Raw genomic sequence first — 16,591 nt, 5'->3', positions numbered from 1 at the left:
TGAAATCGCTTATCCGCCATTAAGCTTGTGTGGGGACAGTCCCTCAACACCACTTTTCCTGCAAATTTTTGCAGAATCAGCAGTGATGGGGACTGTCCCCGGTTCCCTGATTTTCTTACGCTTCATTCCTGGTTCATGCTGAAATAATCAGATGACGCGAACATATGAGGGATTGGCTGTAAGATAATAAATCGATCCTTTGGAATTTTTGACTTTATATTGATAACTTCTGCCAACTTTCACTTTATCGAGGATTTCCGGAAACCCGATACCTTTATCAATCGTATTGACCACATGGGCGTCACTCCAAGAAGGGCGGTTGTAAAAACGCAAGTTATTCACTTTACTTTCCACCCTGTGGCCTGCATAGGCAGGTTGATTGGTACCGCTTTTGTTTCCCTGGACAATTTTTGCGCCTGTATTTGGATGTGCATATATCTGAACCTTGCCAAAATCTGCTGTCTCGATGATGTAAACATTTGCCTGGGTTGTTCCTTCAATCCTATATTCTAATCCACCAAATTTTGCTGGTCTAAGAAACCCTTTTTCGTTGCCTTTCACCGGAGAAATACCTAAAGGATAAACACGCCATGAGTTCGCATCAGCCGGAAGATACAGTGTCTGACCGGCAGAGCTGCCGTTCGATGATTGTTTTGTAGGAGAAACATTGACCGGTTTGCTCCCAACGTTCTTACTACTTGAGCCAGAAGGCGATTGATACTGATATCCTGCAAATTGACAAAATGCCTTTACAACCGCCTCTGCTAATGTTCTCCAATTTTCTTTTAGCTGCTGTATATCATCGCCACTTGAATCGGCAAAACCATATTCAATAATATTCGTTTCAACTTGGCCTGTATCCCTGATCATAAAATAGTAATCTTGGTTACTGTTACCGGGCAGTGTTCTCGTATAAATATTCCGGAGATTTTGTCCGGCCTTCCGTAATTCTTCTCCAATCGCTTTCGCCATTTTGCCATCGCTGTATATGGAGTGGATGACTTCTGCTCCATCCCCGCCCCCTGCGTTTATATGGTTGGAATGACAATAGTCGGCTCCACTGTCTATAACCAGACGTGTCCGTTCTTCTGGAGTAAGGGTTTGATCTTTTGTTCGAGTGATAGCAACTGGAACACCCAGCTCTTGGTATCGTTGAAACTGATATAGCGATATTTGCAGGTTCAGGTCTTTTTCCCTCCAATATTGATTGGAACCGCCGCCTGGATCGTTTCCCCCATGGCCGGGATCAATGATTAAAATAGGTGCCACTTACCGATCCCCTCCTTTTATTTTGATAACCCGTTTTGTCTTAGAATATCTCGCTGCTGCTTTCCTTTCTTCGTAACATAGTTGTTCTTAAACCATGCATAGACAGAAGTAACGACGGTGAAAATACTGGCTGTTATTTGCTCCGCCATTTCATTGTCGATTGGAAGTGGAGACTTGGAGAACATGACAAGCACTTGGTTTACGAGAGCCAAAGCCAACACAACGGTTCTGACCCATGTCCCTTTGTCCATTTCGTCACCTCCTCAGTCTAGATTGGGAAGCATAATACTTCTCCTAATAGTAGAATCAAATTAAACAATTTCGGGCACGGCAGCTATCTTATTTTCGGCAGGAATCCACATATATCTGTGTTACAATAGGAATAGTTTCACTAATATAATTGTTTGAAGACAGGAGTAAGGTGCGATGAACTTGATCGGAGGATTACCAGTATCTATCGATGCATTAAGCGAGGATTGTGCACGGGAGATTTCATCCTGGCAATATGAAAAACCTTATGACTTATACAGTCATGACGGAAGTCCTGCATTAATCAAAGAACTATTAAACGGATCTTACTATGGAGCTACGGTAAATGAATCGTTAATAGGATATTTCTGTTTTGGGGAAAGTGCCCAGGTCCCTGCAGGAAAAAAAGAAGGGTTCTATGACGGAACCGCTCTTGATATCGGACTTGGTCTCCGACCTAATTTAACCGGAAAAGGATTAGGCACCAGTTTCCTGACCAGAGGCATGGAATTCGGCATTAAAACCTTTCAACCCCGTATAGTGCGTTTAACTGTCGCGGCCTTCAATCAGCGGGCTGTAACTGTATACCAACGTGTGGGTTTCACCATACAAGGCGCATTTATGAACAATAATATTGAATTTATTGTGATGACATGCCCGTTGGAGGGGATGGACGAAACAAACGAAAAATAGTGGTCTGGACAAAAGCATGGCCACCAAAGCAAAAACTGAGCGAATTTTAAAATCAAATTCGTTCGGTTTTTAGTTGTATATTCTCTTTTAATCCTGTTGTTTGATGCGTGCTTCGAATCGCTACGATTTCGTGATCTGATTTCCACATGATCAAGACAAGATGAACCATATTTTTTTATTGGCTGATAGGTATCTAAACAGTGACGAAGACGAGAAATCAGCATGGGGGGGCCTTTATTCTTCGGAAATTGGACAATAGCATAAGAAGGCTGTTTCCATGCAGCTCAGTTTTCTATCTGTAACAGCAATAGGCAAAACGGAAATCACACCAGAAGAGAATGTATCTCCTTCAACGGAGGCAAGGTACGCAGACTCCAGCCGGATGAGCGCGAGCTGAAGATCCACTTGGCAAAGCGGTATGCTTTGCCAAGTTAGCTGGCCGTGCCCGCGGAAAGCGAAGTACCTTGCCGGAGTGGAAAGTGGCACTTTTCATAGGGTTAAACGTTTTGCTTTTTGCTCATCAAAAAACCGAACGAATGGTGGAATCGTTCGGTTTTCATTTTGGTCACGATGCTTTTGTCCCAGGCTCTATTTCGTATCCCCATATGCAAGACAAAGCACCATGCCTCTATTTCCTTATAATTTTTCCTCTAAGCGGGAGGTTAATTCTGCTATTCCCTCCCGGAATTCCGCTATTTTATCCTCTTCCAGTTGTTCTTCTCCATATCGAACCCGTTGATAAAGTTCTGTGTCGTTCACCTGTAAACCGATTCGTTGGAACCAGTCCTCTATCGACTCGAACCGCTCTCTGCCAAGTCCTCTTTTGGCGGCAAACAATTCAAATTCTAAAAACAATTGACGGACAGTATCGTCTATCTGCGGTTTCCGCCTTTTCAATAGTCGCCATCCCTTTTGCTTGTCTTGATCAGACAGCACTTCATAAGTGACCATTGGTTTAGAGCTATCAACCGTTTCCATTTGTACCCGCTTTCGGTATACCTTAAGGATTATCCATACAATGATAGCCAGCGCACCGATGATCACCACCCATTCCACAATATGAAAAACTCGATCTATTGCTTCTCCATTAAATTGTTCAGGACGGTCTGGTAGTGGATCCTCTGCCCCTTGATTTTGCTCTGTCTCATTTCCGTTCCGCTCTGTCTTTTCCAAATTAGGCTCCAAATCAAATGGGCTCAGCAAGGCTGCCATGGCTCCGCCTGCCAATGAAGAAAACAAACCACCGGCAAATAAATATATGGATCGGGCGCCGTTATATAGTAAGGCTATAACCAGCCCTGCGGCAGCGAAAATACCTATCGTTCCGCTTACGATATAAACACCGAATCCCCGATCTTTTTCCATGCTAAAAACATTGCGAAGTAAAAAACCAGACAAAATCAGTAAAAACTGAACAAGGCCTATTGCCAAAAAAGTGATATCGGTACTTAACAGCAGGTACCCCGATAACATGAAAAAACTTAGTCCAAGAATGGCTTTTTCATGCTGATGATCGGCATCTTCTTGATGTTTTATGAATCTCCAGCATAGTAGGACTCCTGTGATAACAGCCGCCGGCCAGGGAACGTGGAGGATAAAACCAGCCATTGCGGTAATGGCAGCACCAAGGACTATGAGAGCAGCCAATATTGCAGTAACCCGCATAATCAATAAGCCGGTGACTGCCTGGATACAGACGAGAAGAAAATAACTCCAAAACGAATATTCCAGATGAAATACCCATAAAAATGGTACCGCCAGCAAATAAATTACTATCGCTTCACTTATGAATTGATAGATACGAGTAATCGTAAGGGCTGTACGGTTCATCGGTATGCCCCCCAACCTTTCATCGCTCCTGTTTCTTTCGATTCTTCCACATAAAACACCGGAATCCCTTGTTTACTCCACTTGTTGGCATAGTGTTTGGTTGCATCATCCATTTCTCCGAAAAATACGACAGATTTTTGTTTATACATATGGTTATCCACAAACTGAAGCAATGTGCCAGAAGTTTCCAGCTTATAGTTTTTATCCACTCTTGCCAGCATCTCCAGTGCTTCTTTTAGATGTGTTTTTCCACTTCCAGTTTCTATCGAGAAGAATCGTTTTCTGCCTGGTCGTTGTAAATTGATATAGATTTCAAAAGGATATCCTTTTTGCACAGCAACATAGCAAAAATAGGTCACCTGGGAAAGTATTTTCTCCATAGAGGCAGAAAAATACCGGTTGCCAAGCCTGCTTGTTTCTCCCAGATTAATGACCATTACCCAGGTGAAATCCAGACTACGTTCATAGACTTTGGTCTGAAGCCTCGTCGTTCGCGCAGTCGCTTTCCAATGTATGCGGGAAAAAGAGTCAGAACTAACATAGTCCCGTGCTCCAGCTGCATCCATCGTATCTTCAAAAGGGGAAATGACCGCACGTTGATTCCCCGGTGCTTGTACAAATACACTTTGAACTCCTTGAACCGGCAACGGTTCTGGGTAGACAATCAACTCCGTACGATAGAAGCCGTTGAAAGTCAAACGGATGGTATCAAATCCCGTAAGGTGGGGAAATAAGTAATGGATATTATGTATTCTTGCTGTTCCTCGTTGTTTTGCCGTGAAAGGGAAGGTGACATTCGTTTTTCCTTTTCTAGCCATAGAAAAAGGAATCCCGAATTTATGGGTGGCGCTCTTTTCGTCGTTGTCCTCTTTCCCTTCTATCACTTCTCCGATTGCGAAATACAGTCTGCCATTCACTATCGGTAAGCGGGATTGATTGCTGAATGAAAAAGAAATAGCACTCTCTTCTCCTGGAAATAACCGAATGCTTTTCGCTGGGTTATCGATCACCAAACGGTTTCCAATGTTCTTTTCATACAGCCTGTTGATAAATAAATATGCGGTAACAATTGCTACTAGTCCGAATAACATGGGACGATTAAAAATAATGCTGAAGACAAAAATAACGCTGACCAGGAACACCATTAATTCATAACCATAGTTCAACTGATCGCCGATTCTTTTTTCCAACTTCATGATACAGGCTCTCCTGCTTCCACTGGGACGTCTATTTGGCTGATTATTTCCTCCAATACTTGAGCTGGTGTTTTACGAATAGAGCCTTCCATGTTCAAGATCAGTCGGTGTTCAAACAGATAAGGGGTGAGTAATTTAATATCCGCCGGGCTTACATAGTCTTTTCCCTTGATCAATGCATAAGCCTGTCCTGCTTTCATCAATGCCAGAGCTCCCCGGGTACTGATGCCCAACTCGATCTCATGATGCTCACGGGTGCCTCTTACCAGCTTGAGCAGGTAATCCCGCACAGGCTGCGAGACTGTTACTTGTCTTACTTGCTTCCGCCAAGCCACCAATTCTTCAAGCTCTATAACCTTTTGCAGCTCAGAAAAGGGTTCAGCTTCCCTGTATGTATCGAGGATTGTCCGCTCTTCCTCTAAAGATGGGTAGCCCATGTCGATTTTAAATAAAAAACGATCTAACTGCGCTTCTGGTAATTGGAAGGTACCGTGGTTGCTTTCCACCGGATTCTGAGTGGCAATCACCAAAAACGGGACTGGAAGCGCTACTGTTTCCCCGTCCACCGTCACCTGCTTTTCTTCCATTGCCTCCAGCAGACTTGACTGTGTTTTCGGTGTAGCACGGTTGATTTCATCAGCGAGTAAAATGTTCGAGTATACTGGACCAGTCCGCAGTTCAAATTCCTGCGTCTTCGGATTATAAAATTGGATTCCTGTTACATCGCTTGGCAGTACATCCGGCGTAAACTGAATCCTTTGAAAGTCTCCGGAGATGATGGTCGCAAAGCTTTTGGCAAGCTTTGTTTTCCCAGAACCGGGAACGCTCTCGAGCAAGATATGCCCTTCTGCCAACACAGCGGTGAACAGCAGTTCTACTGCCAGTTCTTTTCCGATAATAGTCTTTCCGATTTCCTGTTTTGCTGTAGTAATTTTTGCTTGTAATGATGACACCATACTTCCCCCTTGGATTGTCTTTTTACATATTTTATCATTTTTAATAGGCGAATAGGGAGAAATCGGCAAAATTTTCAATAAAATACCCCCTGCATTTTCCCAATTCTTCGCTTCCATGAAAAATTAAAAATGATTTGGGAAGGCTGTCACTTCCGGGTGATGGAGAAACTTCCTATCAACGGAGGCAGAACACGCAAACTCCTATAAGAAACGCATGCTTCCGAAACCTGTAAAAAGGCATTCTTCACTTCTGGATGCGGAAGCCGCTACCCATGGAAAGGTTTTCTGCCGTAGCGAAGCTATTTATTTATCATTTCGTCTTTTTAATTTTCGGACTGGGCTATCTGAAAAGGACAAAAGCGCAAGCGCCTGTTTAAAGGATTACAGGCTAGAGCCGCCACGTCCTGTGGCAACGCCTGCATGACCCACATCGTGTGGGCCCTCGACAAGCTTAAGAACAGCTTCGGCATGGCGCTTTTTGCCACACAGAGGGTGGGCTTAAGACCTCGAGGGGCTAGGCGCTGGAGCTGGACGTGGCTGTTTCAGCCAATAATGATCCACAGACAGTCAAATTTATCATTTCCTATACAGTAAAAAAAATCTGCCCGTTAAGGCAGATCGACTCCATTATTTCATGTTTGGATCCGGGTAATCATCTGAATTGCGCATGGCGAACAATGGCGTATCGTAAATATATGGCGGTGCTGGTGGAAGTTTTGGTTTTTTACCAAAAGGTACTGGGTGTTCTACGTAATTGAACATACCGCACCCGTCCATGCTAGGTCCATGCGCCCATCGTCCTTCAGCGCTGGCGTTTCCGTTAGAGAGATTAAACAGGGTATAAGCTACTTCCTGCTTTTCAAGATTACGAGGGAACGTACTAGGCACAACGATATTTTCTTTCGACTCCAGCTCTCTTATGGCAGCAAGCCATTGATTTTGATGCATAGTATCCCTTGCAATCAACCAGGATAGCATGTCTTTCACCCCTCGGTCATCCGTCATTTCATATAAACGGCAAACTTGAAGTCTCCCTTGGGATTCTGCGTTTAAATTGGCGCGAAAATCGGCCAGCAGATTGCCGCTGGCAATGATATAATCTGCCGTCCAGCGATTACCTACACTGTCTGCAGGCATTGCTCCAAGACCCGATACGATTGCATGCTGCGGGTTTGTTCCTCCAAGTATGGCAGCAACAACTGGATTCTGAACAGCTTCATCCAGTTCCACATCAGGAGCCCCATCCAGAAGTCTAGCTATCATGGTGGCCAACATTTCAATATGTGCCAGTTCCTCGGTACCGGTATCCATTAATAGATCCCGGTACTTACCGTCTCCCCTGGTGTTCCAACCTTGGAATAAATATTGCAAAGCCACGGAAATTTCACCAAACTGCCCACCTAAAACTTCTTGCAGTTTTTTCGCATAAACGGGATCCGGACAGTCAGGCTTAGAACGGTACTGCAGTTCGCTTACGTGATAGAACAATTTATCCACTTCCTTAATGATAAGTTTTGTTGGGTTATTGCCCCTCCTTTATTAGGTATTCATCACGCAATAAAAAGGTGAAGGGTAAGCGGAGTTTTTTTTCATTGGCAGCGAAAAACATATTCATCATGAATACTTTTCACAAGACTTATTACTATATAATCACCGTAGATGATGAAACTGTGAGAAAGCTTAATGGCTCCCGGAGAAAGACTGGGGTGCTCCTGCGTCGAAGACTAGCACTCTTATCTTCTTTTAAACAAATCAAATGTTATATCGCAGCCATTTCTATTTCTTGTACGCTTAAACCACCTTCAAAAAATAACAATCTGTATTACAATGAGTTTAGTAGATAGGAGGAAAAAATGATAAAACTGGAATATTTCACTGAAGACGATTTTGATTTGTTGATCAGCTGGATAACCTCTCCAGAATTGACGATGCAATGGAGTGGTCCAGCTTTCACTTACCCACTGACCCGCGGACAGTTGTCAACATATATCAAGTCTGCCAACCAGGATGGGGCTGATACGTATGCTTTTAAGGCCGTCGACACCAACAGCGGCCAGATAGTGGGGCATATCTCAATCGGCCGGATTGATTACGGCCATATGACAGGCAGAATCGGAAAAGTGATGGTAACCGAACAGGCCAGAGGAAAGAAGGTTGCCGGAAGGATGTTGGAACAAATTTTAGAGTTTGCATTTCTAAATCTTGGTTTGAACAGGGTAAGTCTTGGTGTGTTTGACTTCAATACTCCTGCTATCAAGGCATATGAGAAAGCGGGATTCACAAACGAGGGATTGATCAGAGAAGTCCGGAAAGTTAAGGACGAATTTTGGAGCTATTATGAAATGAGTATACTCAAGAGGGAATGGGATGGAAAAATAAATTAAATCCATTCGTTGCAAGTATCGCTTAATCGTCAGTATCCCGGATGAATTGGTGTATCATTAGCCACTGCCGTTTTTAATCGCTGCTGCATTTGCCCAATTCCTTTGCAGCCTTCCAGCGGATAAGCTATCTCTGGATTCGTTGAAGAAAAAGCAGCAGAAATAAACGGCTTGTACTTTCTTCCAGTAAGGACGATAATTCGAGAAAAAATATCAAGGCGCTTGTTTTTTACCTGGTTTGCCAAGAAGTCCCCTGTAACGATTTGGTCACTTTTCTGATTGAATGTAAGATCATAATTTTCCGGTACGATATCCTTCGGAAGCAGGAACCCGTGTTTCGCAGACAAAACAACCCAATCCAATTTAAAATGATCTGCGTACGTTTCACACAAACGGTGGAATGTACCGATATATGCTTCTCGTGCCGCAACAGGACCGACATCTGCCTGTTTATCCCAAATTTTTTTCTTTCCGCAAGGTATAATACATAACGGTTCCATTTACTTTTTTCCTCCTTCATCTTCCTGCTGACCAAATCAAAAAAGGCAAACCATAAGGTTTGCCTTTTTTATCATCAGCTAATTTAGTTTTTTACAACGTTAGCTGCTTGTGGTCCACGGTTTCCTTCTTCAACATCAAAAGTCACTTCTTGACCTTCTTCAAGTGTTTTGAAACCTTCTTCTTGAATAGCAGAGAAATGAACGAATACATCGTCTTGTCCTTCTACTTCGATAAAACCGAAACCTTTGTCTGCGTTAAACCATTTTACTTTTCCTTGTGCCATGAAACATTTCCTCCTTGTGTGGATCTTCCACACACATGTATTACTATTCTTGCTCTTACCTCAACAAAAAATGTTGGCGTTTCAATTACTTGAAGCGGTCACGAACAAAATAGCTAATATTATAATAACAAATCCGTTAGACATTTCCAAGTCTTTTAACTATCTTTGGCAATTTTTTTTGACGCTTTCATTCGACAAAATATTTGTTCGTTTTAAGATTTGTCCATAAGTGGAATAAGTGATTAATTGGAAATAAACGATCGATTCAACTCAACTGTACAAAACCATTCATAAGATTTCTGCTTACTAGTTCAGATAAAAAATCAATTCTAACAGAAGAAAATTAACGAGATACCATCTGCCGATAGGGCAATCTTGATAACGCCTGCTAAAGGTTAGAAGTTAACCAAAATAAATGGGTGCGACCGTCATAACGTCAAGTCTATTTTGATAAAACAACGGAACATTCCTTATAACAAAAAGAAAGACACCTACGATGGCTCATCAACAAACGAGAAGCACTAAAACAATGGCATAGTTGCAACTGTTATTACAGATTCGATCATCAAATAACGGCAGCAGCCTGGCGAATCACCTTGTCTGGCTAATTCAAGACTTACACCCTCCTGAAGGTCTGTCCTAATTAGGAGTAAGTCCTTTTCATTTTTTCATGTATAAGGTATGGCTAATTTTTCTTCTCCCCTTTCTCTATATTCACACTCAACATAGCTTGTCACACAGATGGGACAGTACTACACAAAAAATTCAGAAAAAAATTATGTTTGTAAGATTTATTGACAAACAAGCATTGTAAGCGCTTACTAGTTTTCTGATTTATCTAAACTATCAGAAAACTTCTGTTTTACCTGTTGACCTCCCCTGTAAATGGTTGTATTATTGTCGTCAATCCTAACAATTACGAATGGAAATAAAGCAAACAAAAACTTTTCACTGCCGGGGTTGAGATACTTTTTTTTAAATGACAAGGACAGCGGTCCACCCCCTTTCGGCAAAACGAAATAGGATAACTTAATTTAACATTTTGACAAGAAAGGAGTGGTTGAGTATGAGTAGTCAATGGATATTTCTAAGTGGCGAATTCGTAAAAAAAGAAGAAGCGGTTGTTTCCGTCTATGACCATGGATTTCTATATGGAGACGGGGTATTTGAAGGAATCCGGACTTACGACGGGAATATATTCAAACTTGAGGAGCATCTACAAAGGCTTTATGAATCTGCCCGTTCCATCCTGTTGGAAGTACCATACACCAAGGAGGAGCTGACACAGATTATTGTTGAAACCATCCGTAAAAATCAGCTGGAAGATGCTTATATCCGTGTGGTTGTATCTCGGGGTTCCGGCAATCTGGGCTTAGATCCATCAAACTGCTCACAACCGCGGCTGGTAGTTATCGCGGAAGCTCTCGCTCTTTTTCCAAAAGAACTCTATGAGCGCGGCCTTCGAGTCGGCTCAGTCGCCAGCCGTAGGAACCGGCCGGATGTCCTTAGCCCCCAAATTAAATCATTAAATTATTTAAACAATATTCTTGTGAAGCTGGAAGCGAACCAGGCAGGTGTCGATGAAGCGCTTATGCTTAACGATCAGGGCTATGTGACAGAAGGTTCCGCAGATAATGTTTTTGTCGTCAAAAATGGAACCATCTTCACCCCTCCTGTCTATCTTGGAGCATTAGAAGGAATTACTCGCAATGCCATCATTGATTTGGCGAAGGAAACTGGATACACAGTCAAGGAAACACCTTTCACCAGACATGATGTCTATGTAGCAGATGAAGTATTTTTGACTGGTACCGCGGTGGAAGTCATTGCTGTCGTTGAAGTGGATGGCAGGAAAATCGATGACGGCAGGCCAGGAAAAATAACCAATCAGTTACTAAAAGAATTCCGGAAGGTAGTCACCAATGACGGCGTCAAGTGTTACCCTGATTTAAACAATAAAGCAGTAGTCAGTTAGGACACACTGCCTACAATAAAATTTTAAAATCAATGACGGGAACAAAGGAATAAGAAACTGTATTCACAGAGAGCCGGGGTTGCTGGAAGCCCGGAAATACACCTTATTCTGACATCGTCCCTGAGTGTCGGGCTGAACGGTTTACTTAGTAGGCTTGATCAGGCAGAATCCAAACTGCCTGTTACCAATGAAGCAATGAATTAATGTTCAATGCTTCCCGAGGCGGTCTTCGCGAGAAGGCTGTGAAACAGGGTGGTACCGTGAAAAAGACTTTTTCTCCCCTGATATTCTGCACATACGCAGTCTGTCAGCGGAAGAAAAAGTCTTTTTTTAACGATTCTTTATTTTCAAAGTTCCCAAAATTCAAACTATATAGGAGGGATTACCAGGTGAAGGTACAAACAAAGCCGGGGGCTGCACCCCGTATCGAAACAAAAACAGGAGCAGATTTGCTTGTTGAATCACTGATTAAAGAAAAAGTGGATATCTTATTCGGTTATCCGGGAGGAGCTGTTCTTCCGATCTATGATGCCCTTTACAGAGCGAGAGAATCGTTCACCCATATACTCACCCGGCACGAACAAGGTGCTATCCATGCTGCCGAAGGATATGCCCGTGTATCGGGGAAACCAGGGGTTGTCATCGCAACGTCCGGCCCAGGTGCGACAAATCTTGTTACCGGCATTGCTGACGCTATGATTGATTCCTTACCCCTTGTCGTTTTCACAGGACAAGTGGCCCGAGGCGTAATCGGAACAGATGCATTTCAGGAGGCAGACGTCATGGGAATTACAACGCCCATTACCAAACATAACTATCAAGTTCAACATGTCAGTGACCTGCCTAGGATTGTGAGGGAAGCATTCCATATCGCCAGTACAGGAAGACCTGGTCCTGTGGTAGTCGATATTCCAAAAGATATATCTGCTAATTCTTGTGAAGATGAATACGATGATGATTTTCACTTGCCAGGTTACCAACCGAACATCAAGCCGAATCCCTTGCAGTTAAAAAAACTGGCAAATGCTTTGGAAACTGCCGAGAGGCCCGTTATTTTGGCAGGCGCCGGCGTCATGTTCGGCAATGCATCAGATGAGTTGCGAAAATTTGCCGAAAAGCATTCTCTCCCCGTCGTCACTACCCTGCTTGGTCTTGGTAGTTTTCCGGGCAGCCATCCACTTGCTTTAGGAATGGCAGGGATGCATGGTACGTTCACAGCAAACAGAGCGCTTTATGAATGCGATTTACTGATTAACATCGGTGCCCGTTTTGATGATCGTTTGACTGGGAATTTGGAACATTTTGCCCCAACGGCAACCGTTGCGCACATCGATATAGACCCGGCTGAAATAGGCAAAAACGTAACAACCCATATACCAGTCGTTTCTGATTCGAAAGCTGCATTACAATCGCTATTTTATCATGCTGAATCCACCTCGAATCATGATGATTGGCTTCAGCACCTTACGGATTATCAAAAAGAAAATCCGCTTTGGTATAAAAACCCGGCAAAAGAAATGGTTCCGCAATGGTTGATTGAGGCTGTTCACAACGTTACCAATGGCAATGCCATTGTGACGACAGATGTCGGGCAGCATCAAATGTGGGCCGCACAATATTACGCCTTTGAAGAACCTGACAGGTGGGTGACCTCGGGTGGATTGGGAACAATGGGATTCGGATTTCCCGCAGCAATCGGTGCCCAGCTGGCAAAGCCGGAAGAAACAGTCATCGCCTTTGTGGGGGATGGCGGATTTCAAATGACTCTCCAGGAGCTCTCCGTTCTACAAGAACGGCAGTTACCTGTAAAAGTAATCATTGTAAACAATGGCGCTCTCGGGATGGTAAGGCAATGGCAGGAAACCTTTTATGAAGAGCGTTATTCGGAATCACTGCTGCAAATACAACCGGACTTTGTGAAACTGGCCGACAGTTACGGTATCCGGGGTTACCGGATTGATACCCAGGAAGAATTCATTGATTTGCTTCCGGAGGTCTTTTCATACAACGGACCTGTCGTCCTGGATTGCCGTGTACTCCGGCAAGAGAATGTCTATCCGATGATAGCGCCAGGCAAAGGACTTCATCAGATGATTGGGGTGAAACCATGAGACGAATCATAACCGCAACCGTACAAAACCGCAGCGGCGTACTTAACCGGATTACCGGTTTATTGCAAAAGCGCCAGTTTAATATTGAAAGTATTTCCGTCGGAAGAACAGAAACAGACAGTATTTCAAAAATGACCTTAGTGGTAGAAGTGGAAGATAATCAAAAATTGGAGCAACTCACGAAACAGCTGAACAAACAAATCGATGTACTGAAAGTCACCGATATAACAGATAAAGCAATTGTTTCCCGTGAGCTGGCCCTGATAAAAGTAGTCTCCGCCGGCCAGCTGCGTAATGAACTTCAAGGGATTATCGAGCCATTCCGCGCTTCAATCATCGATGTTTCCAAAGACAGCTTGTCCATTCAGGTTACTGGCAAGCCAGAAAAAATCGAAGCTTTGATTGAACTACTCCGCCCCTATGGAATCAAAGAATTGGCGCGGACAGGAATGACTGCTTTTTTACGGGGACACCAGCCGCAATCGACGGAACTCCCCTCCTACTCTTTACTAAATAGATAAACGTTGGCAGAAGCCAATTTTTATAAAACAAATACGGAAATGAAAGGATGTCTACAAATGACAAAAGTACTCTATCACAATGATATTCATGAAGAAAGTTTAAGAGCAAAGAAAATTGCCATTATCGGGTATGGATCCCAAGGCCACGCACATGCCTTGAATTTAAGGGAAAGCGGTTTTGATGTCGTAGTTGGGCTTAGAAAAGGAAAATCGTGGGATAAAGCAGTCGAAGATGGCCTGGCTGTTCAGTCCGTTGCAGAGGCCACAGCCCAGGCAGACGTGGTGATGATTTTACTTCCGGATGAACTCCAGCCGAACGTTTACGAAAAAAGTATCAAACCAAATCTATCTCCCGGCAATGCGTTGGCATTTGCCCATGGTTTTAATATCCACTTCAACCAAGTGGTCCCGCCTGCGGACGTTGATGTTTTTCTGGTTGCACCTAAAGGGCCAGGTCATCTTGTACGCAGGACCTTCCAAGAAGGTGCCGGCGTACCAGCGTTGTTCGGTATTTTCCAGGATGCCACTGGAGAAGCAGAACAAACTGCATTGGCTTATGCAAAAGGAATCGGTGCCGGTCGGGCCGGAATTTTGCAAACATCCTTCCAGGAAGAAACAGAAACAGATTTGTTTGGAGAACAGGCCGTGCTTTGCGGAGGTCTTACCAGTCTCGTGAAAGCTGGTTTTGAAACCTTGACGGAAGCAGGATACCAGCCGGAAGTGGCTTACTTTGAGTGTATGCATGAATTAAAGCTGATCGTGGATCTGATGTACGAAGGCGGATTGGAGAATATGCGCTACTCGATTTCCGATACAGCTCAGTGGGGAGACTTCGTTTCAGGCCCCAGAGTGGTAAACGAAGATACCAAGGCCCGGATGAAGGAAGTACTTTCCGACATTCAAACAGGCGCATTTGCCAAAGGATGGATTCTGGAAAACCAGGCAAACCGCCCGCAGTTTAACGCAATCAATGTCAAGGAAAACAATCATTCCATTGAAAAGGTAGGACGTGAGCTTCGTGAGTTAATGCCGTTTGTGAAACAGCCGCTGAACTCCAAAAAGAAAGAAGTGGTCACACATGGGTCCAATTAAAATCTTCGACACGACCCTGCGGGATGGCGAACAATCCCCCGGGGTCAACTTAAACCAATTGGAAAAGCTGGAAATCGCAAAACAATTGGAACGATTTGGCGTGGATATTATGGAAGCGGGATTCCCCGCTTCCTCCAAAGGCGACTTTGAAGCTGTGAGGAACATCGCACGTACGATCAAAAACGCATCGGTAACCGGGTTGGCTAGAGCAAAAAAGACGGATATCGATATTGCCTGGGAGGCATTGAAAGACGCGGATGAACCACGGCTGCATATCTTTTTGGCCACCTCCCCCATTCATATGACGCATAAGTTGAAAAAAACGCCGGAAGAAGTGATCCAAACAGCGGTCGAGATGGTAACTTTTGCAAAACAGAAATTTCCTCATGTCGAATGGTCTGCAGAGGACGCCACACGATCCGACCGGGATTTCCTCGCAACCATTATTGAAAAAGTGATCGAGGCAGGAGCAACTGTGGTCAACTTACCTGATACAGTAGGTTACACGACTCCTGAAGAATATGGCGCTTTATTCCATTACATGAGAAAAAACGTACCGAACATCGATCAAGTAACACTATCCGCTCATTGTCATGACGATCTAGGTATGGCAGTGGCAAATTCACTCGCAGCTGTAGAAAACGGCGCTACTCAAATTGAAGGAACAATCAACGGAATTGGTGAACGGGCCGGGAATGCAGCACTAGAGGAATTCGCTGTGGCTTTGAACATTCGTCAAGACAAATATCCATACCAAACCAATTTGCGCTTAAAAGAAATTAAGCGTACAAGTGATCTTGTCAGCAAGTTTACCGGAATGGCAGTACCAGCCAATAAAGCCGTCGTTGGTCGTAATGCTTTTGCCCATGAATCCGGCATTCATCAGGATGGGGTATTAAAAAATGCATCGACCTATGAAATCATCACGCCAGAACTTGTTGGTGTTCAGTCAAACAACCTGGTATTAGGAAAACATTCTGGCCGACATGCTTTTAAAGATAAGATTGAACAGCTTGGCTACAGGCTCTCCGATGAAAAAGTCAGTGAAGCGTTCCAAGCGTTCAAGCAACTTACTGACCGCAAGAAGGAAGTGACCGACGACGACCTTTTCACGATTTTAATCGATGTTCAGACAAATATAGACGACTGGAAAAAATACAGTCTGCAAGCCTTCCAAGTGCAATATGGTTCTTCCAATATGCCGACGGCAACGGTGGCCCTTACTACGCCGAATGGATCCAGAGTGGAAACGGCCAGGACCGGCCAAGGAAGTGTCGAGGCTCTCTACAATACAATCGAGGCTTTAGTCGAAGAAAACATCCATCTGACCGATTTTCATTTAAGTTCGATAGGAAAAGGCCGGGACGCTTTGGCTGAAGTCCACGTCAATATGACTGTCAATGATACGACCGTAAGCGGACGTGGTTCTGCCCAGGATGTTTTGGAAGCAGCCGCGCATGCATTTTTAAATGCCATCAATCGTGTCTTTCTTAATAAAAATACGACTGTGCAGGAGACAGCACCACTTTAGGCA

General features: G+C 43.9%; 15 protein-coding genes. 7 read left to right on the top strand and 8 right to left on the bottom strand.

Features of this window, described 5'->3' with window-relative positions:
• Positions 1-147: 147 nt before the first annotated feature.
• Both ERJ70_RS20185 and ERJ70_RS07905 read right to left on the bottom strand, forming a co-directional pair.
• Positions 148-1,269: an N-acetylmuramoyl-L-alanine amidase family protein gene (locus ERJ70_RS20185; protein WP_309507397.1), complete on the bottom strand. Its 1,122-nt coding sequence runs from the start codon at positions 1,267-1,269 to the stop codon at positions 148-150.
• A 17-nt stretch (positions 1,270-1,286) separates the two neighbouring features.
• Positions 1,287-1,520, bottom strand: coding sequence for a phage holin (locus ERJ70_RS07905; protein ID WP_209368423.1), 234 nt, complete (start codon positions 1,518-1,520; stop codon positions 1,287-1,289).
• 175 nt (positions 1,521-1,695) lie between these two features.
• On the opposite strand from ERJ70_RS07905, the gene ERJ70_RS07900 reads away from it, so the two are divergent.
• A complete protein-coding gene (locus tag ERJ70_RS07900) occupies positions 1,696-2,211 on the top strand; it encodes a GNAT family N-acetyltransferase (protein WP_209368422.1) in 516 nt (171 codons plus the stop codon).
• Between the two features lie 636 nt (positions 2,212-2,847).
• Here ERJ70_RS07900 and ERJ70_RS07895 read toward each other — a convergent pair.
• The 4 genes from ERJ70_RS07895 to ERJ70_RS07880 form a co-directional block, all read right to left on the bottom strand.
• The gene (locus tag ERJ70_RS07895; RefSeq protein ID WP_209368420.1) at positions 2,848-4,041 is read right to left on the bottom strand and encodes a hypothetical protein; all 1,194 of its coding nucleotides are present in this window, start codon (positions 4,039-4,041) and stop codon (positions 2,848-2,850) included.
• Entirely contained in the window at positions 4,038-5,237 is a 1,200-nt protein-coding gene (locus ERJ70_RS07890) for a DUF58 domain-containing protein (protein WP_209368418.1), read from the bottom strand. The genes ERJ70_RS07895 and ERJ70_RS07890 overlap by 4 nt, the downstream gene beginning before the upstream one ends.
• Positions 5,234-6,193, bottom strand: coding sequence for an AAA family ATPase (locus ERJ70_RS07885; protein WP_209368417.1), 960 nt, complete (start codon positions 6,191-6,193; stop codon positions 5,234-5,236). The genes ERJ70_RS07890 and ERJ70_RS07885 overlap by 4 nt, the downstream gene beginning before the upstream one ends.
• A gap of 627 nt (positions 6,194-6,820) precedes the next feature.
• A complete protein-coding gene (locus ERJ70_RS07880) occupies positions 6,821-7,681 on the bottom strand; it encodes a manganese catalase (protein WP_209368415.1) in 861 nt (286 codons plus the stop codon).
• A 365-nt stretch (positions 7,682-8,046) separates the two neighbouring features.
• Here ERJ70_RS07880 and ERJ70_RS07875 point away from each other — a divergent pair, with 365 nt between their 5' ends.
• Positions 8,047-8,577, top strand: a complete 531-nt coding sequence (locus ERJ70_RS07875) for a GNAT family N-acetyltransferase (protein WP_209368413.1) — start codon at positions 8,047-8,049, stop codon at positions 8,575-8,577.
• Between the two features lie 29 nt (positions 8,578-8,606).
• On the opposite strand, the gene ERJ70_RS07870 is transcribed toward ERJ70_RS07875, so the two are convergent.
• Positions 8,607-9,074 (bottom strand): DUF6884 domain-containing protein, encoded by a 468-nt coding sequence (locus ERJ70_RS07870; protein ID WP_209368411.1) that lies wholly within the window; start codon positions 9,072-9,074, stop codon positions 8,607-8,609.
• Positions 9,075-9,157: 83 nt separating this feature from the next.
• Positions 9,158-9,358: a cold-shock protein gene (locus ERJ70_RS07865; RefSeq protein WP_053219883.1), complete on the bottom strand. Its 201-nt coding sequence runs from the start codon at positions 9,356-9,358 to the stop codon at positions 9,158-9,160.
• A 1,066-nt stretch (positions 9,359-10,424) separates the two neighbouring features.
• Between ERJ70_RS07865 and ilvE the strand changes: the two genes are divergently transcribed.
• The 5 genes from ilvE to ERJ70_RS07840 all read left to right on the top strand — a co-directional run bounded on the left by ilvE (position 10,425) and on the right by ERJ70_RS07840 (position 16,588).
• Positions 10,425-11,333 carry a branched-chain-amino-acid transaminase gene (gene ilvE / locus ERJ70_RS07860; protein WP_209368409.1) on the top strand — a complete coding sequence of 303 codons (909 nt, stop codon included), beginning with the start codon at positions 10,425-10,427 and terminating at the stop codon, positions 11,331-11,333.
• A 389-nt stretch (positions 11,334-11,722) separates the two neighbouring features.
• On the top strand, positions 11,723-13,444 hold the full coding sequence (ilvB, locus tag ERJ70_RS07855; RefSeq protein WP_209368407.1) for an acetolactate synthase large subunit: 1,722 nt from the start codon (positions 11,723-11,725) through the stop codon (positions 13,442-13,444).
• A complete protein-coding gene (ilvN, locus tag ERJ70_RS07850) occupies positions 13,441-13,965 on the top strand; it encodes an acetolactate synthase small subunit (protein ID WP_209368406.1) in 525 nt (174 codons plus the stop codon). The genes ilvB and ilvN overlap by 4 nt, the downstream gene beginning before the upstream one ends.
• Before the next feature lie 57 nt (positions 13,966-14,022).
• Positions 14,023-15,057 (top strand): ketol-acid reductoisomerase, encoded by a 1,035-nt coding sequence (ilvC, locus tag ERJ70_RS07845; protein ID WP_209368404.1) that lies wholly within the window; start codon positions 14,023-14,025, stop codon positions 15,055-15,057.
• The gene (locus ERJ70_RS07840; RefSeq protein WP_209368402.1) at positions 15,044-16,588 is read left to right on the top strand and encodes a 2-isopropylmalate synthase; all 1,545 of its coding nucleotides are present in this window, start codon (positions 15,044-15,046) and stop codon (positions 16,586-16,588) included. The genes ilvC and ERJ70_RS07840 overlap by 14 nt, the downstream gene beginning before the upstream one ends.
• Positions 16,589-16,591 lie beyond the last annotated feature (3 nt).

The organism is Sediminibacillus dalangtanensis (genome assembly GCF_017792025.1).
In the GTDB taxonomy this organism is placed as follows: domain Bacteria; phylum Bacillota; class Bacilli; order Bacillales; family Amphibacillaceae; genus Sediminibacillus; species Sediminibacillus dalangtanensis.
This window is presented reverse-complemented; position numbering and strand designations above follow the sequence as displayed.